This is a genomic window from Limosilactobacillus panis (assembly GCF_019797825.1).
Taxonomy (GTDB): Bacteria; Bacillota; Bacilli; order Lactobacillales; family Lactobacillaceae; genus Limosilactobacillus; species Limosilactobacillus panis_A.
This window is the reverse complement of record NZ_CP081855.1, coordinates 111,498-129,982: the sequence shown is the minus strand read 5'-3', so window position 1 is coordinate 129,982 and position 18,485 is coordinate 111,498. Positions and strand designations below refer to the sequence as shown.

General features: G+C 52.9%; 9 protein-coding genes. All 9 read right to left on the bottom strand.

Features of this window, described 5'->3' with window-relative positions:
- Nucleotides 1-81 precede the first annotated feature (81 nt).
- Complete coding sequence (locus KZE55_RS00640) at nt 82-1,431, bottom strand: IS4 family transposase (protein WP_222257956.1); 1,350 nt, start codon at nt 1,429-1,431, stop codon at nt 82-84.
- A 429-nt stretch (nt 1,432-1,860) separates the two neighbouring features.
- On the bottom strand, nt 1,861-2,523 hold the full coding sequence (pgmB, locus tag KZE55_RS00635) for a beta-phosphoglucomutase (RefSeq protein WP_222258458.1): 663 nt from the start codon (nt 2,521-2,523) through the stop codon (nt 1,861-1,863).
- Nucleotides 2,524-2,542: 19 nt separating this feature from the next.
- Nucleotides 2,543-4,795, bottom strand: a complete 2,253-nt coding sequence (locus KZE55_RS00630; RefSeq protein ID WP_222258456.1) for a glycoside hydrolase family 65 protein — start codon at nt 4,793-4,795, stop codon at nt 2,543-2,545.
- An 88-nt stretch (nt 4,796-4,883) separates the two neighbouring features.
- A complete protein-coding gene (locus tag KZE55_RS00625; RefSeq protein WP_222258454.1) occupies nt 4,884-6,230 on the bottom strand; it encodes an SLC45 family MFS transporter in 1,347 nt (448 codons plus the stop codon).
- Nucleotides 6,231-6,420: 190 nt separating this feature from the next.
- Nucleotides 6,421-7,596, bottom strand: coding sequence for a thiolase family protein (locus KZE55_RS00620; RefSeq protein WP_222258452.1), 1,176 nt, complete (start codon nt 7,594-7,596; stop codon nt 6,421-6,423).
- Nucleotides 7,597-7,907: 311 nt separating this feature from the next.
- The gene (locus KZE55_RS00615; protein ID WP_222258450.1) at nt 7,908-8,846 is read right to left on the bottom strand and encodes a LacI family DNA-binding transcriptional regulator; all 939 of its coding nucleotides are present in this window, start codon (nt 8,844-8,846) and stop codon (nt 7,908-7,910) included.
- A gap of 22 nt (nt 8,847-8,868) precedes the next feature.
- On the bottom strand, nt 8,869-13,008 hold the full coding sequence (gene addA / locus KZE55_RS00610) for a helicase-exonuclease AddAB subunit AddA (protein WP_222258448.1): 4,140 nt from the start codon (nt 13,006-13,008) through the stop codon (nt 8,869-8,871).
- A gap of 1 nt (nt 13,009) precedes the next feature.
- Nucleotides 13,010-16,762: a PD-(D/E)XK nuclease family protein gene (locus tag KZE55_RS00605; protein WP_222258446.1), complete on the bottom strand. Its 3,753-nt coding sequence runs from the start codon at nt 16,760-16,762 to the stop codon at nt 13,010-13,012.
- A 149-nt stretch (nt 16,763-16,911) separates the two neighbouring features.
- Nucleotides 16,912-18,378, bottom strand: a complete 1,467-nt coding sequence (cls, locus tag KZE55_RS00600; RefSeq protein WP_222258444.1) for a cardiolipin synthase — start codon at nt 18,376-18,378, stop codon at nt 16,912-16,914.
- Between the last annotated feature and the right edge of the window lie 107 nt (nt 18,379-18,485).

Here is an 18,485-nt window from a genome sequence, read left to right as displayed (position 1 = left end):
TAACTTTTGGCTGAAACTTGAAAGCACGAAAACTAGCCGGAGCTGCGTCAGCTTCGGCTTTTCTCAGCCTAAATTAGACTTTTAGATGCCAGTATTCAATGCTTTTTGGATCGTTATTGGCAACTGAGCTATGAATCGATTAATGATGTCATCAATGTGATCAGTTAGGCTGAGCTCAGCTCGACCCAGTTCATGAAATAAGTAGACCAATGCGTCCATAAAACGAATATCTGGCAGTGCTTGATTCATAATGTAAAAGAGTCCACCAATTGTGCGATCATCAGTATTAAGTCGTTCTTGCCAAGCCAATAAGTCATAAGTAATCATGGTGACGGCAATATAACCACATTGACCGTCGTAACTTTGAATTTGTGATCGATTAAGAGCTAAATACTGCTTAGCAGCTTTGAAATAGGTCTCAATTTGCCAGCGGCGTCCGTACAATTGAATGATTTCTTCTGGCCGCATAGCTAAGTTAGTGGTCGCTAAAACTAGGTAGTCCTGACGGTGCCCCTTTTTGGATACAAAAACCACTTTTAGCGGAAACTGATGGCCATGATATTGGGCTTGAATGACACTGCTGTAAAGATAGTGATGCCGACAATTCATTTTAGAAGCTGCTAAACGTTGATAAAGACCCTTAATGCTATAGTGACGACCACGATATCGATAATAGACTTTTGCGCTGCGTTTGAGCATACCCACACCAAAAAGCTGAAGCTGAGCGAGTTGCCAAAACATCTTCGGCGAACTGTACCAAGAATCAAAAAGGACGTATTTAGCTGACACGCCTAGTGTTTGCGCTTGTCTAATCAATTCTAGAGCCACTTGGTTCATTGGGCGTTGAGCTTGAGCCCTTCTTTGACCGGCAATTTGACGTTGGTCAGTAATCTGCGCTAAGCATCCAATCAGATTAGCAGGCTGGTGAGTTGACATTAAAGCAAAATTAATAGGCAAAAAAGTATTACCATCACTCCAACCGAGAGTTAAGCCACGGTAACCATTTACATACTCGTGCTTATCGTGGTCATAGGTCTTGGCTAATAATTCAGTCTTTTGGGACCAACGACGTGCTAACAGAGTATCATCAAGCACTAATGCCAAACGACGTCGACCATCAATAAACGGGGTTAAGATGCGAATTAATTGAATCGCTACTAAACAGACTAATTTCTGCCAGTTAATACGGCCATCATTCAAAACATTCCGTGCCGTTCTTGGGGTAAAATGGCAATCTGGATGAGCACGATTGATCGAAAGACGCTCAAAATGAGCTGTCATTAACCAAGCTACGATCATTTTCAATGAACATAATGAGTGACGCTTAAAATTCACCCTGTGAGTTAGCTTAGCTAGACCAATTAGGCTTAAGAAGTGAGAAATAATGTTTTGAGAATCGTTTTCAGTACTGAAATGGTTTATAATTTGCATAGCGCAAGACTCTTTTCTACTTTGATTTTGACACTTAAAGTATAGCGTAAGAGTTCTTGCGTTTTTTATTTTTTTCGTCCAAAAGCCCTGAACCACAATGATTTCATTGCAATTCAGGGCTTTCAAGTTTCAGACTTTTGGTTAGTAGCTTGGGTTATTTCTCGAATGTTACATAATAATCGCGGAAAAACCAAATAGGCTTGCTTCGCATCGAAGCGTGCTCCTAGTGGCTAGCGCCGCGAAGCAAGTCTATTTGATTACGGACAATCGCCAGCCCGTACCGTGCTAACGATCGTCCTATACTAGCCATACGGAGCACTCTGATGCTTTTTTCCAGCTTCATCAAAAAAGCCGACCAGGCAATGCTGGTCGACTTTTAGTTAAGAAGCAAACGGTAATAGTTAGATTGATAGGTTGTATAGAGAGTTGTTAGCCCATTTGCTTCTTAATAGCAGCCAGTGAAACTTCACCGGTTTGGTCAAACTTGACGTCAGCATCCTTTAAGGAAGCTCCAAAACCAATTGAAGTCTCACCCGCCCGGTTAATGGATTCAATCCCTGCTTGGGCATCTTCCAAACCAGTAACCTGGTTAGCCGGGAGGTTCATCAATTTAGCAGCTTCACTGTAAATCTCTGGGTCTGGCTTGCCATGGGTAAGCTTGGCAGGGTCAACAATCCCTTCAAAATAATCCGTAATCTGTAAGTACTTTAATACCTTAGGAGCGTTCTTGGATGCGGAAGCTAGCACGATGTGGTAACCGTTAGCCTTCAATTCATCCAAGAAGGCCTTCATTCCGGGTAGAATATCTGCCGGAGTTAGGGTTTCAACTAATTTAATGTAGTTATCGTTCTTTTCCGTTGCCAAGGCAACCTTTTCGTCCTGGCTGTAGTCATTTTCGTGGCCACCGGCCTTCAGGATTAGTTCCAAAGAGTCCATCCGGCTAACACCCTTCAAGCTGTCCGCCAGTTTTTGAGTCCACTCTGTACCAACCTTGTCTGCTAACTGGTGCCATGCTTGGCCGTGAAAACGGGCCGTATCGGCAATCACACCGTCGAGGTCAAAGGCAAAACCTTTTAAATCTTCAAAACTCATTCTTAACTGCCTCCCAGAATTACTTTAATTCCAGTTTCTTACCGTCAAGGTCAATCGTGATTGGGTCACCGGATACCAAGTCAATCTTGGTCCCGTTCTTATCAACAGTTACCTTCAAGATCCGGCCACGGAACATTTGACGGAATTGGTAGGAGTTCCATTTCTTTGGCAAGAATGGTGCGTAGTGGAGTTGTCCATCACGAACCCGCATCCCAGCAAAGCCTTGAACGATATCCAGCCATGAACCAGTCATGGAAGTAATGTGCAGACCATCGGCAGTATCGTTGTTGTAGTTGTCCAGGTCGAGCCGTGCGGAACGTTCGTACAGTTCAACGGCCTTGTCTTCATAACCAATGTCAGAAGCGATGATGGAGTAAACCGAAGCGGACAGGCTTGATTCGTGAACGGTGTATTGTTCGTAGAAGTCAAAGTTGTGCTTCTTCTGTTCCTTCGTAAAGTCATCGATGAAGTCCCAGAGGCCTTGGATGACGTCACCCTGCTTGACGTATGGTGAACGCAGGATCCGGTCCCATGACCAGTGTTGGTTCAGTGGCAGTTGGTCACTAGGGATTTCAGAAATGGGGGTCAGGTCCTTGTCCATGTAGCCATCGTTTTCTGGGAAGATGTCTCTTTGCTTATCATATGGCAGGTACATGTTGTCAGCAATACCCTTCCAACGCCGCTTCTCGTCTTCGGAAACGTTCAGCTTCTTAGCCACGTCGGCGTCAACTTCATCCAAAATTTCCAGGGTGTACTTCAGCGTCCACCGGCAAAGCAGATTAGTGTACCAGTCGTTGTTAACGTTGTTGTCGTATTCATCCGGACCAGTTACGGCGTGGAGCATGTACTTGTTCTTGTTTTGTGAGTAGTGAACCCGGTCAGCCCAGAACCGTGAAATTTCGGTCAGGACCTTAGCACCTTCGTGGAGAACGTAAGACTTGTCGCCGGTGTACTTCGTGTACAGGTAGATTGCGTAGGCGATGTCACCGTTCCGGTGAATTTCTTCGAAGGTGATTTCCCATTCGTTGTGGCATTCAATCCCGTTGAAGGTTACCATCGGGAAGAGGGCCCCCTTCAGACCTTGTTGTTGGGCGTTGACGTAGGCACCATCGAGTTGCTTGTAACGGTACATCAGCAGGTTACGAGCAATCTCTGGGTTAGCAACCCCCAGGTAAACCGGGATACAGTAAGCTTCAGTGTCCCAGTAAGTGGCACCACCGTACTTTTCACCAGTGAAGCCCTTTGGTGAAATGTTGAGGCGGTAGTCTTCACCGTAGTAAGTGGAGAAGAGTTGGAAGAGGTTGAAACGAATCCCTTGTTGGGCCCCTTCGTCACCATCAATTTCAACATCAGACTTGGTCCACCGGTCAGCCCATTCCTTCACGTGAGGGTCCAGCAGGTCGTCGTAGCTTTGGCCGTCGAACTGGTCGCTTAATTCGTCCAGGTGCTTTTCAATCTTTTCTTCGGTATCGAAGTCCCGTGAAGTAACAACCACGGTCCGCTTTTCGAAGTTAATTTCCTTACCAGCAGCCACCGTTCCGGCAAAGGTGTTGTAGGCGTCCTTTTCGTCCGTCCCGTCGCCTTCGTGGTCCAGGTCGGTCTTGGTCGTGCTTTGCATGCCGACGATGAACTGTGGCGTGCCGAAGTCGTTCTTCTTAGTCATGGAAGTTAATTCAGCACGTTCGCCCTTCGCTTTCTTGTTGAGGACGTTCCAGAATTGTTCGTCGTAGTTGGCGTCTTCGTTGTAGACGTCCGCATCAATCATGCTGGTAATTTCAACCTTCGCGTCACCGTTACCACGGTTCTTGATGTGGAGGCGTTGACCAACTAATTCCTTTTGAACGGCGGAAACAAAACGTTCAAAGTGGAAGTACATTTCCGTGCCACCAATTTCAACCGTGAATTCACGGGTCAGAACACCGCGCTTCATGTCAAGGTCCAGCTTGAAGTCCTTTGGCGTCTGCTTAGCCAGGTCCAGTTGTTCGCCGTTGACCTTGATGATCAGCTTCATGAAGTTAACCGCGTTGATCATCTTACCGAAGTACTTTGGATAACCGTTCTTCCACCAACCAACACGGGTCTTGTCAGGGAACCAAACTCCGCCAAGGTAAACCCCTTGCATGTGGTCTGCAGAGTACCCTTCTTCAAAGAAGCCCCGCATTCCGAGATTTTCGTTTGCCAAACTCGTCATGGATTCTTGGAGACGTTTGTCTTCTGGGTCCCACTTCTTCGTTGCAACGTGCCACGGAGCAATTTCGAATGTTTGTTTCATTGAATTCAAGTCCTTTCTCTATCAAAAAGGGGTGTATCATCTACGTCCCTATTATAATTTTTTGTTAATAAATTTACATTAATCAGGCTTATTCAGCGTAAGTTTCCTTGATTGCGCCAACAGCAAGGGCACCACAAGCCATCACAATCCCGGCAAGGATGAACATGTTAACTTGGGAACCACCCAGCAGTGGGAACAATGCGAAACTCAGCAGGGAAGCAACGATTTGTGGGAAACAAATGGAACCGTTGAAGAGTCCCAGGTAAGTTCCCATGTGCTTACCAGACAGTGCGTTTGTAACGATGGTCAGTGGGTAGGTGTTCATTCCGGCCCATGCAATCCCAATCAAGATGTATGAAACAATCAGCGCACCTTGAGAGTGAATGAAGAAGACGGAGAGAAAGCCCAGGGCACCGAGCAACAGACTACCAGCGTAACCCGCCTTGTGGTACTTGTTAGGAACCTTAGCCAAAACGTATGACCAGATAACGGCCGCAATTGATTGAACGGCGGCTAAAACACCGTACCAGTTACCGGCAGCTTGGTAGCCGGCGGAAGTAGCGTTGGTCGTGTTCCAGACGTTCTTGGCAATTGCCCCAGCGGAGTAAGTCCAGAGGTACTGGAATGCGAACCAGCAGAAGAATTGAACCAACGTAACGGTCCAGAAGGCCTTTGGGGCGTGCTTCAGCAGCGTGAACCAGTTACCACCCTTGGCGTTATCTTCTTCAGAAATACCGTGGTACATAGCATAAGTAGCAGGGTCATATTCGTGAACCCGGAAAACAGTGAACAGACTAGTAATAATTAACAGTGCGGCACCAACGTAGAATGAAATGATAACGGAGTCTGGAACAACACCCTTCTTGGCAGTGTTGGCTACCCCGAACCAAGTCAACAGGAACGGGAAAACGGCGGCCAAAACGGCACCAGTGTTTGATAAGAAACTCTGAATCCCGTAAGCATAACTCTTTTGGTCATCATTAACCATATCCCCAACCATCATTTTGAATGGCTGCATGGCAACGTTAGAGGACAGGTCCAAGAAGGCCACCGTAATGGCACCGAAACAGAGGGCCGCAAGTGACCCATACCCAAATCCGAAGCTACCAGAGTTAGGCAGCAGTAACATAACAATGACCGCAACAATCATCCCTAACAGGAGGTAAGGAAGACGACGACCACCAAGCTTTGGTGCCCAGGTACGGTCAGAGTAGTAACCAATGATTGGTTGAACAATGATCCCGGCCAGTGGTGGTAGGATAAAGAACCACCCTAAATTGTTTGGGTCGGCCCCAATAGTTTGGAAAATCCGGCTCATTTGTGAACTTTGCAAAGTGAACGCGGTCTGAACACCTAGGAAACCAAAGTTAATCATCCAAATGGTTGACTTTGATAGTGTAGGTAATCCAGCCGTAGCAGGCTTTTCTTGACTCATTACTAACAACTCCTTTAACTACACAACAATCTATCAACGCGTTTTGAAAACGCTTTATATATTATTACAATGTTAAATATACCAAATGAAATAATTTTGTGCAACCGTTTGCGCATAATTTATTTAACCGTTTTCATTATGAAAGCGAAGAAAAAGCCGTGGTCACAGGATTTTGGCCACGGCAAATTTTTTAATTTTTTATCAATGTTGCAACGCCCATGCCCCCACCAACACAGAGGCTAGCGATTCCAGTATGCTTGTGCAGGGCCTGCAGTTGGTGGACTAGGGTTACCAGTATCCGGGCTCCAGAACAGCCAAGGGGGTGTCCCAAAGCGATTGCCCCGCCATACGGGTTGACCTGTTCATCCCTTAGTCCCAAAAGGCGCTGGCAGACAATTGCCTGACTGGCGAAGGCTTCGTTCAGTTCAACCACGTCAACTGTGTCCGCGGTCAGCCCCGTCTGCTCCAGCAACCGACTAATGGCGTAATAAGGGCCTAATCCCATGACATGGGGATCTAAACCGACCAAGGCGGACGCTTCCCAACGGGCCAGGGGCTGGAGATTCATCTTCTTAACAGCTGTCTTGGAAGCCAGCACAACTGCCGCCCCACCATCGTTGAGGCCGGAAGAGTTCCCCGCCGTCACTGTCCCGCCAGCTTTAAAGACGGGTTTGAGCTTACCCAAAGCCGCCATGGAAGTGTCCGGCCGGGGAGATTCGTCCTGGCGAACAACCGTTGTCCCCTTCTTGGCCTTCACCGTGACGGGGACGATTTCCTTATCAAAGGAGTGATTCTGCTGGGCGGCCACCGCCAACTGGTGACTACGCAAGGCAAAACGGTCTTGCTCTTTCCGGCTAACCTGGTATTGGCCACTCACGTTTTCGGCGGTTACCCCCATCGGATAGCCGCCCCAGGCATCATTTAAGCCGTCTCTTTGCATGGCATCGACCAGGCGGCCGTCACCAAAGCGGTAGCCCTGGCGTGCCCGTTCCAGGAGGTAGGGGGCTCGGGACATGCTCTCCATCCCACCGGCAACGATGACCTGAGCCTGACCGGACTGGATTAAGCTCGCTCCGAGGTTAATACTTGACAGGCCAGAAGCGCACACATCATTCACAGTAATTGCCGGGATGGACTGGTCCAGGCCCGCTGCAATGGCTGCCTGGCGCGCTGGATTCTGTCCATTCCCCGCCTGGATAACATTGCCCATCAGGACCTGGTCAACAGCGGCCGGGTCGATAGTGGCGGCTTTGACTGCCGCACGGATGGCCGCTGCCCCGAGTTGAACAGCGGGCACCGCTGCTAAGGCCCCACCGAACTTGCCAATTGGGGTTCGCTGGGCCGCAACAATGTAGACTTCTTCCATTTTTCATTTCCCTCCAGCTAAATATCTGCCTATTAAGTTTAACGATTTAGTTGGGGGACTGCAAATGATTGCAATTGAAAATAAGCTGAGGCAGGGAAACGACTAAGCTTCTCAGCGTCCTGTCCGGCTAATATAGAACGGGGGTTGGCGCTAAAAGCGTCAGCCTTCGTTCATCAAGTAGACTTGCTGCGCTGCGTTAGACGCTAAGGACGTGCTTACGACGCGAAGCTCCACGGAACTATTGTTATAGCAAAAGAAGCTGGGGAAAGTATCAGTACGCTCTGGTGCTTTTTCCCCAGCTTCTCTAAACATTAATCATAAATCTTAAAATCCACAATCCGGTGGTGGTCATCTCGCTCAAATAACAGCTCCACGGCCGCCTGACCCAGCTTCCGTGGTTGCATGTCGACCCGTTCATTGTCTTTGAGTAGCATCCCCACTAGCCGGCTATTGTTGTAGCAAGCAATGGGGTAGCCCAGTGACTGCAATTGGTCATTGATTCGGACCAGTAACAGGTCATCCGAGCAGAGGAAAGAATCAATCTCCGGGTGCTTGGTCAAAAAGTCCTCAACCGTGGTCCCATTCTCCTGGTAATACCAGACTAGCGGCTTAATTCCCCGGCTTTCAAGGCATTTCTCGTAGCCCTGCCGCCGGGACTGCTCGTAGACCCAGTTGTCGGCAAACTGCAAGAAGGCCGGGCGCTTAGCAGGATGGTGGGCCAGCAGGTGGGCGGTGGCCTTTTCCCCCGCCGCTACGTTGTCGTTATCAACATAGCGGTCAGGGTGGTGGTCCGTTGGGTGCCCAATTACCACAAAGTCAAGCTTATTCTTGCGGAGGTAGCTGGTTACTGGATCGTTCTCAATTGTGTAAAAGACCAGGAACTTATGGACCTTTGACTGGGTAACCATCGACTTGACGCTCGCTAAGAGGTCATCAGCCGTTGGCGCGATGGCCACCACCATCTCATAGTGGCGGGGTTTTAGGGCCACACTGATCCCCCTCATCAAGTCGATATGGAAGGGGTTGGCCGGGGCTGTGTCACTCGTTACCGGGAAAATCAGCCCCACCATGTTTGACTCACCCCGGGTCAGATTTTGGGCGTTATAGTTTGGCAAGTAGCCCAGCTGGTCAGCAATCTCCTTTACCCGTTGCCGGGTCTTGACACTAATCCGCGGGTTATTGTTCAACGCCCGCGAAGCAGTTGAGACTGACACGCCTGCTGCTTGCGCAATATCCTTAATTGTTGCCACGGTTTACTACCCCCACCTAATTTCAAATTGCTATGAACTGTCCTGATTCTACCAGATACAGGCCCATTTCGACAACCGGCACCGGTTCCATCAGGTTGAGTGCCTGCTTGTAAAGGTTCAGCTGCCCCCGGTAACGGTCAACAATCTGCTGGGTCGCAATTGCCGGGTCACTGTCGGCGAGGTGGTCGGTCTTGTAGTCCACCAGGGTGATCCCGTCATCGGTCACCAGGTAGCCGTCAATGATCCCGTGAATCAGGACCTGTTCGTTATTCTGCGGTTTAATTTCCTTGAATAATTCAGCACCGTTCATCACCATCGCAAACGGTGCTTCCCGGTGGTAGCCGCCCGGTGTAGCAAGGATTTTCTTCCCAACGGCCGTTTGGAAAAAGCGACTGATCCCGTCCCGGTTGATCTTCGGTGCGACCGCCGGGGCAATCAGCTGGTCACTAACCAGCTGGTCAATGAGGGCCCTAATGGCTGCGACCGTCACCCCGGCCTTCGTCAACGTCAGTTTCTGGAAGACCAGGTGGGTAGCCGTCCCAATGCTGGTGGCCGCCGGGGTCTGCTCTTCTTGCTTGATAAAGTCGGGCACTGCGAAATCATTGTTGAAATAGATTCCCTGGGCCTGCTTTTCCCGTTGTTGGCGACGGTAGTCCCACTGGGCCTCACCGGAATCATCCGGGTATTCGAAGAGGCGCTTGACGTCCGTAACCGACTGGTAGGCCGTCGTCTTCGTAGCCACCGGGTATGGGTAGTGAAAATCCAAGGCCCGGAGTGCGGCCTGCTCATCACCAGGCGCCGGCTGCGGGGCGTTGGCCGCGTCAACTGCTGATGCGGCCTGCCCTAGTTCCGCCAGTTGCCGGTTGACGTCCGCCGCGGTAAGGGTCCGGACCGTAAAGCGCTGGCCATTGAAGAGGGCGGCTTCCCGGTCATAGTTGGCCAAAGCTCCCTCTTCTAAGCTCATCCCCGTGGGGGCCACCTGCTGGGCGCGAAACTGTTTCGACCGGGCGAGGGCCATCCCAATCCAATCCATGAAGGACCGGGCGTTGACCCTTAGCTGGGGCCCCAACAGGGTACCCGTAGACTGGAAGGCCTTTTGCCACTGGTTCCACGCCCCGGTCAGGGTTTGCCGGCGGTTCTCCTCGTTAAAGGAGCCGGTGATCACGAGGCGCTGCTCTGCCCGGGTGAGGGCCACGTACAGGACCCGCAAATCCTCGGCCCGTTCACCCTGGCGAACCCCACTGATGATCGCCTGGCGCTGGGGCGTGTCGTACTCAACCCGATCACGGTCGACGTACTCGATTCCCACCTTGTTGACTGCGTCTACAACGGCCGTCTCCTTGGTTGACTGCTGGTTAAAGCCATGGGTTGCGTCAATCAGGAAGACGATGGGGAACTGGAGACCCTTGCTACCGTGGATGGTCATCACGTTGACTGTATCGTCAGCCAGCTGGGTGGGCGCCACCCCCAGGTCCTTGTCGTGTTCCTGCATCTTTTCGATAAAGCGAATGAACTGGTACAGGCCCTTGAAGCTGCTCTGCTCGTAGTCGTGGGCCCGCTGGTAGAGGGCGTGCAAGTTGGCCTGGCGTTGGGCCCCGCCGGGCATGGCCCCGACATAGTCCAGGTAACCCGTCTGCTTGTAAATTTGCCAAATCAAGTCAACTAGGGACTGCTGCTGGGCGGTCTGTCGAAAGCCCGCCAGCTGGTCAAGGAAGCGGCGGACTTTGTCGTACAAGAGCTGAACTGTCCCGTCCCCCTTCAGCAAAGTCGGCTGGACAAGGTGGCGGCTGGGGTCTTCGTAGTTAACCTTGAATGTCCGCAAGGCCGTGTAGTAGTTGGCCGAACGGTTCTGCAGGCGGATAAAGGCCAGTTCGTCAGTCGTCAGGCCCACCAGCGGGGACCGCAAGACGGCCACCAGGGGGATATCCTGCTGGGGGTTGTCGACAAGGCGTAGGAGGGCCATCATGACCCGGACCTCCGTCGCCTGGAAGTAGCTCTCAACGTCGTGAACGGTCAGCGGAATATCAAGTTTGCTGAACTCTTCCATCAGGGTGTTGTTGATGGTCTTGGTCCGCTCGAGGAGGACGATGTCGCCGTAGTTGATTGGCCGCATCCTACCATCGCTGAAGATTTGCTCCTGGTTGGCCACCATCTGCTTAATCCGCATCCCCACCATCCGGAGCTCGCCGGCCAGCTTGTCATCCTCGTGGTCCTCTTCACCGGCATCCGGATCCGCGTTGGCGTCGTAGAGCATGATCTCCGTCGGCTGCGGCTGGTTATCCGCATTTTCGTCATAGTAGGTGGCGGCGTACTTCAGGTGAGCATCCTCGTCGTATTCGATTTCCCCTACATCAGCGCCCATCAGCTGGGCAAAGAGGAGGTTGGTGAAGTCCGTGATGTTTTTCATCGACCGGAAGTTTTCGCCGAGGACGATTGCCTCGTCATCCGCGCCGTCCTGCCGGTAGCGCTGGTACTTATGGATGAATAGCGACGGGTCGGCCTGCCGGAAACGGTAGATGGACTGCTTTACGTCCCCCACCATGAAGAGCTTGTGCTGGTTTTCTCCCGCCAACCGCATCAGGATGGCCTCCTGCAGGCGGTTCGTGTCCTGGTACTCGTCGACCATGATCTCGCGGTAGTGATCCTGCAGGTTGGCAACCAGTTCCTGCCACTCTGGCTGGTCCGCCGGTGGGGTCAGAATCTGGTAGGCATAGTGCTCCAGGTCGCTGAACTCCAGGACGTGACGACGGAGCTTGACCCGTTGGTAGGCGTGCTGGAAGGCAATCGTGGTCTGGGTTAGCTTAACCAGCAGGCGGCGGGCCGCACGTGAAACGTGGCGGAGCTGCTGCTCATCGTAGCTGAAGAAGTGGTCCAATAGGCCGTTAAAGTGGTCCTTGACGGCCTTTCGCGACTTGGTTAGTGACTGGTGGACCGCCTTGGCAAGGTCGTCATCTCTGGGTGCCCGGGCCATCGTCTTGAACTTAGCACCCGTGAACATTACCCGGACTTTGTCCCAGGAGTCTGGCGTCAGTGTGGCCTTCGCCTGGGCAAACTGGGCGAGGTCGTTTTCAAGGGAGGCAATTGTCTTGTCCGCCAGCTGGGCGGCCTTCGCCCGGTCTTTTAGCTTGTTAAAGGCGGTGGTGAATTGCTGGATAAGGTCCAGAGCCGCTTGGCGATTGTCGACCTGGGCCACTTGTTTTGGCCAGTCCTTCTTGAGCTGGTTACGCTCCTTATTGAGGACCGTAAATTCTTCGTAGCCCGCGCTCCCCTTCTTGGGACGGCCGCTAAAACTGCCGAAGCTGACCTGACCCAGGATATTTAAAATGTCCGGAGCGGTCATCTTGCTAGGGTCCAGGACGACCTTGAGACGGTTGACCAGGAGGCGGTCACTTTCAAAAACTGTCACGTCCTTGTCCAAGCCGTCCTGTTGGGCCCGCTGCAGCAACTCGTAAAAGTCCCGTTCCATCTGGTCAAGCTGTTGACTGACGAGGGGCCGCAACTGGTTGGTGAAGAACTTGGATTTAAGGATATCATCACCCAGGTCATAGGCCGCCGGCAAGCTGTTGAGCCACTCCTCTGGGTCCGGCTGGGCATTGGCAATCTCGGCGAGCTTCAGGACCAGGTCGTTTAGGCCCTCATCGTCCCGGTCGCCCGAAAAGTTGAGGACTAGTTGGGCAAAGGAGGCCGCGTCCGGCGTGGACTCATCAGCCTTTTCGTAGAAGTGCTCACTCACATCTCGCCAAACATCTTCCTGCAAGAGAAGCTGCTCGGTAGCATCGGTTAACAGGCGGAACTGGGGGTCCAAGTCAATCAGGAAGTAGTAGCGCCGAATCAGCTTCAGACAAAAGGCGTGGATCGTACTGATGTCGGCCAAAGGCAGGCGGTTGATCTGGGATATCATCTTGTCGCGCAAGCGGGGCTCTTGCTGGGCGACCTCCTGCAGGCGGTGACGAATCTTGTCCCGCATGTTCTTGGCAGCCGCATCGGTGAAGGTCACCATCAGCATGTTATCGATCTGGGCCCGGCCATCCTTGATCAAGTCCACGGCCCGGTTAACCAGGACCGCAGTCTTTCCGGACCCGGCTGAGGCCGACACAATGATGTTTTGGTCCCGGTCACTAATTGCCTGGCGCTGGGCAGGGGTAGGGTTAAATGTTGCCATTTTACTGTTTTCCTCCCTTTTCATCGTCCTCGTTAAACTGCTTAAACTCCTCTTCCGCCAGCCGGGCACTCAACAGCCGGTAGTTTTGCTGGTCGAGCATGTTATCAAACTGGTAAATGTCCTGGAAGTCAGTGTAGTCCAGGCCGGTCTTCCACTTGCTCCCTTCTAGGAGGCGGTAGGGCCGCAGGGCGACCCGCCCAGCCAGGATATCATTCCCGGCATCGATGATTAGTTGCTTGTTACGGTTTTGCAGCCAGGTCAGCTGGTCAGGCGTGACCAAGAGGGCGTCCTTCTTCGCTGAGATAGCCTCGTCCTTATTCATCTTGAGCGGGTAAACCAGGGACTGGTGGGCCAGGTTCTTGTCCAGCTGCTTTAACAGGGCCGGGTCATTTAAGAGGAGGCCCTTGTACTGGTGCTGCTGAAGCCGCAGGGCGGTCAGGTCCGCGTCATCCTTAAAATTGGCCGCCTTGATCAGGGGGTTGCTAAGGTGAAGGTAGAGGGCCCCGGCGAGCTGGAGGTCAGGACGAGACGTCCGGAGGCGCTGAGGCAGCTGGTCCCGGTTAGCCGCAATGGCGTTTAGATAGGACAGCAGCTGGAGGGAAAGGCCGTAGTACGCCGCGGTCAGGTCAAAGGTCCGGTTACCAGACTTGTAATCCACCACGGTTAAATAGTCGGTCTGGTCCTGAGTCAGTTGGTCGACCCGGTCGATTCGTCCCCGAAGGTAAATATGAGTGTTACGCGGTTTCAGGTCGTATTCTAGCGGCCGTAAGTCGTCCTTCTTAGCAGCTCCCAAGCGCCCGAAGCGAATTTCGGTATCCAGTGGACGGGCGGCCGTGTACTTGGCCTGGTAGCACAGGACCGTCAGCATCGTCTTCACGATCCCGGTGAGCTGCTTGTACTGGAAAGCCGCCTGAAAGGAGCTGGCCATCAAAATCGACAGGTCCGACTGGTCCTTCTTGGCCACGTCCAGGGCCGTCTTGATCAGGTCATTTAATCGGTCCGGATCACTGGCCAGTTGGGCAAAGTCAAGCTGGACGTCCTGGTTAACGGCACTGACAAACCACTCCATTGCCTTGTGGAAGAAAGTCCCAATCCGGTCCACGGACATGGTCAGCTGGTCGCGTTTCTGCAGGCGCAGGCCGTACTTGAGAAAGTACTCGTACGGGTTGACGTAGTAATCCTGTAGCTGAGAAATCGATGAGTAGAGGATGTTTTGACCGTGGCTGTGCCGGAGGTAGAGGGCCGCGGCCAGTTGTTGATCAAGGTCATCGACCCGGTTGCGGTAGTTAAAGCCGGCCGCAACAAGGCGGAGGTGGGCCGCCAACTTTTGTCCCCGTTCCTGGGCCCGGGCATCGGCAGCACTGCGGTCCCTGGCCGTCAGGTCAACAAGGGCCTGCCGGACCCCCTGCCAACTAGGGCTAAGAACATAGTGTCGTTTAGCCGTCCGGGCGTCGTTGCGGGCCTGTCGTTCGACCTGGACTAGTTTGCTGATCGTCGCGGCCGGGGCACTCAAGTACGGGTGGGCGTCCGCTTGGCCGACAGTGCTCGTTACCAGTGGAAAGTTCTGAACGGGTTGTTTGAAGTACTGGGCCATGGCGTCTAGGTATGGCGACCGGGTCAATGGGGCCCCCTCGCTGTTTTCGGCTGGTGCGGTCATGATTAGCCGCTGGGTCCCCGTCAGCATCCCCGAGTAATGGAGGAAGCGTTCGTCTTGCAGCTGGTTTTTGGTCCCGTTCGGTAGGTATTGGGTCGTATCGTCCAGGTAGTCATCCAAAATGGCCTTGTCGTCATCGGTCAAAAGACCCTCTGTCGGCTGAATCTCCGGCATAACGTCATCCGTCGACCCGATCAGGAAGACAATCTTGCGGTCCTGGTTCTGGACAATTCCCGTTTCCGAAATCATCACCTGGTCCATCGTGGCCGGAATCTGCGAGTACTGGGCAGCAGCAAAGCCGGCCTGGAGGAGCTCGCTAAAGTTAGTCAAGGTCGTCGTGAGGTTATCCGCGGTGACGGGCGTGTCGCCGAGGATTTGGACGTATTCATCAAGAATTTGGCAAAAGGTGGCCCAGACCTGCTGGGGCTGGCGGGCCAGGTCGAGGTTCTTATCGCTCTGATACTTCTGCCAGTCAGCGAGGCGCTTGGTGACCCCGTTGTCAACCAGGAACTGATAGAGGCGACCAGCGAGCTCCCGTCCGGTCTTGATATCCTTTAGCTCTTTCAAAAAGGCAATCACCTGGTGGGCAACAAAGCCTTGAACGTGGGTCAGCTGGGCTTGGAGGTTATCAGTTGGCGAATCCGCACTCCCACTAACTTGCCAGAGGACTGAATCCGCCTTTTCCCAGGTACCGCGCCCGTCGATTGCCCGCTTCAGGCACCAATTTTCGGTTGCAAAGACGGCGTCCTGGTCCAGGGGCTGGTAGTCCCCCGTCTGCGGGTTGTACTCCGCAAAGAGCCAGGTCTTTAAAAGCTGCATGATGTCGGTTGTCCGGTAGCCATAAAGGGGCAGGTTAAAGAGCGCCGTCAAAAGGGTCACGAGGGGGTGGTTATCCATCCGCCGCTCGTGGTCGTTAAAGATAGGGATTTCGTGGCTCGCAAATACCGGGGCAATCATCGTCTGATACCTGTCTAGGCGCCGACTCAAGATTAGGAAGTCCCGGTAGCGGTACTTCCCGCTCAGGACCAGCTGGCGAATCATCGTCGCTACCCGGTCCAATTCCGTGCGCCGGTTAGCTGTCGTGATGAATTGCAGATCATTTGGGTCCGTCGGTTGGGTCCCATCAGCAAGGTTCAACGGGCGTTTAATATAGTCAGCAAAAAAATTATCGACCTGCCGGAGGGTGGGACTGACACGGACCCGGCTGGCAAATAAGACGTTTGGCAGGATTGTGACTTCATGAGGGTGCTGGACCGCAAACTCGTAAAGGCGGTGGTACTGCATCGCCGCCGGGTAAAAGAGGTCGGTGACGCCCGGCAGTGCCCGCTTGTCGGGGTGGTCCTGGTCCGGATAACCATGGTCAAGCACCAGGGAAACTGTAGTCGAAGCCCCGTTGACGATCATGGCGTTGACCACCTGCTGCTCACCGGGAGTGAACTGGGCAAAGCGGTCGATGAAGAAGTGCATGTGCTTACTTGCCGGCTCCTGCGCCAGGTACTGGGATAGCTGCTGGTACAGTTCATTATTTCCCAGGAAATGACCGACTACCCGCTCTTCATAGGCGTGGTAGATCAGCTCGACGTCGTGCATCTTGGCAAGCCAGGCTCGACTCCCCTGCTGGTCACGTTGGGCCTGCTGGAGAATTATGGTCAGGTCGTCCGCTGAAATGTTGGCATTGGCCAGTTCCGTCAACTGGTCCGTTAGTTTCTGAATGAAGCCGGGCTGCTGGGCCTCACTGGCGTACAGCTGGAGGTCGTTGGCATGCTCCTGGACGACCTTAGCAACGAGCATTGTCAGGCCAATATTGGACAGGCGAGCCCGCTTCAGCGCCGGGCTGTCCCGCAAAAGGAACCAGGCCAACCGGCTAAAGGAAAGAACCTGGACCCGGGAAGAAGCGAACCGGTCCGTGTTCCCCTTCCCTTGCCGGGCCCGCAGGCTGCTCAAAACGTCAATTTCCGTCTGAAACTTAATGTGGTTGGGGACAATGTAGAAAAAAGTGTCCTCCCGTGGTGCAGTTTTCAACTGGTCCGCAATCTGGTCGACTAAGACCTCCTGGTGGTCCTTAGCGGCCGTCCCTAAAACAAATCCAAGTTTACCCACAAGCACTCGTCCCTTCTTTTGAAATGCTAATCATATTTTATCATACTAGCGAACATATATTCTGGCTTTAGATCTAAAAAAGCGGGTGGGAAAAATGGTGATTCTCCCACCTGCTATTAAATTCTCAAATATTACACAAGACACCCATGCTATAAAATCGGTGATAGCAGCCGGGAGAAGCGTTGCTTGAACTTCAGCCAGTGGGACTGGTCAGCGAAACGCTCCGGGGTCATGACCCGACAGTTACGAATGTCATTGACATAAATCTGTTCCAGCTGGTCCGTCAGCTGGGAATCATACATGAAGGCGTTAATTTCAAAGTTGAGCTTGAAACTTCGGAAGTCAAGGTTGGCGGACCCGACCGACGCAATCCGGCCGTCCACCATCATCGTCTTGGCGTGCAAAAAGCCCTTCTGGTAAGTGTAAATCGTAACCCCCTGGTTGGCCAACGTCTGGGCATAGTACTGGGTGGCCCGGTAAACAAAAGGGTGGTCGGGCTTGCACGGAATCATGATTCGGACATCAATTCCGGCATGGGCAGCGACCTGGAGGGCATCCAGGATACTGTCGTCGGGAATCAGGTACGGGGTTTGGATCCAGATATGGTCCGTAGCCACGTTGATCAGGCGCAGGTAGCCCATCTTGATTTTTTCCAGCTCCCCTTCTGGGCCACTTGTCACCGTCTGTAGAGCTGTATTGCCGTTCTTGACTTTGATTGGCGGGAAGTAGGGGTGGTAGTGCTTGATAATTAACGCCTTCTTCTGGACGGAGGCGTTCCAGTCACCGATGAACTGCCGCTCCATCCCGTAGACCCCGCCGCCGACCACACGGAGGTGGGTGTCACGCCAGGGGCCGAACTTCGGCGACCGACCCAGGTACTGGTCCCCGATGTTAAAGCCACCAATGTAGGCCGTCTGCCCGTCGATGACGACGATCTTACGGTGGTCCCGGTAGTTGATCCGGAAGTCAAAGATGTTACTCCGGGCCAACAGAAAGGGCGTGGCGTACCCGCCCAGTTCGCGGAGGTTTGCGTAGAAGCTGGGTTTGACCCCCATGGACCCCCAGGAGTCATAGAGGACCCGGACCTCGACCCCCTCGGCCGCCTTTTGTTCCAGGAGGGTCCGCAAGTGGTTACCAATCTTGTCGTTGTAGATCGTGTAAAATTCAATGTGGATGCTCTTTTTAGCGTCCGCAATCTCATCAAACATCCGGGAGAAGAGCACGTTGCCATCGGTAAAGACGTCGACGTGGTTGTGGCGGCTCAAGAAGGATTCGTCGATACTCTGGAAGAGCATCACCGTCCGCCGGTACACCTGCATGATGGAGTGCTTGGGCTTGGGCATGTTCTTGAACTGCTTCTTCTGCCGCTCCACCGCTTCCTTTAGTTTGAGTCGGGTCTGCGACTTGATCCGGTTCAACTGCCCGTGGGTTGGCTTCCGGCCCAAGAAGGCGTAGATAATGAAGCCGATGACGGGGATAAGGGTCAGCACCAAAAGCCAGGCCCAGGTAGCGGCAATGTCGCGTTTTTCACGAAAGACGGTAAAAATCGCCGCCAGTTCGTTAATGAAGATGATGACCAATAGTATCCACCGAACAATTTCCCAAGTTAAAGCCAATTTGCATCCTCCTTTGCGTGTCACTTATTATTCTAACTCATCCCCGGCTGAACCAACAACCGCGCTTGCATATTAAGGAATGTTCGGTAATAATGATCAGCAAAAGC

Coding starts and splice junctions, on each gene's coding strand:
- pgmB (WP_222258458.1), bottom strand. CDS start 2,523: ATGAGTTTTGAAGATTTAAAAGGTTTTGCCTTTGACCTCGACGGTGTG.
- KZE55_RS00630 (WP_222258456.1), bottom strand. CDS start 4,795: ATGAAACAAACATTCGAAATTGCTCCGTGGCACGTTGCAACGAAGAAG.
- KZE55_RS00640 (WP_222257956.1), bottom strand. CDS start 1,431: ATGCAAATTATAAACCATTTCAGTACTGAAAACGATTCTCAAAACATT.
- KZE55_RS00620 (WP_222258452.1), bottom strand. CDS start 7,596: ATGGAAGAAGTCTACATTGTTGCGGCCCAGCGAACCCCAATTGGCAAG.
- KZE55_RS00625 (WP_222258454.1), bottom strand. CDS start 6,230: ATGAGTCAAGAAAAGCCTGCTACGGCTGGATTACCTACACTATCAAAG.
- addA (WP_222258448.1), bottom strand. CDS start 13,008: ATGGCAACATTTAACCCTACCCCTGCCCAGCGCCAGGCAATTAGTGAC.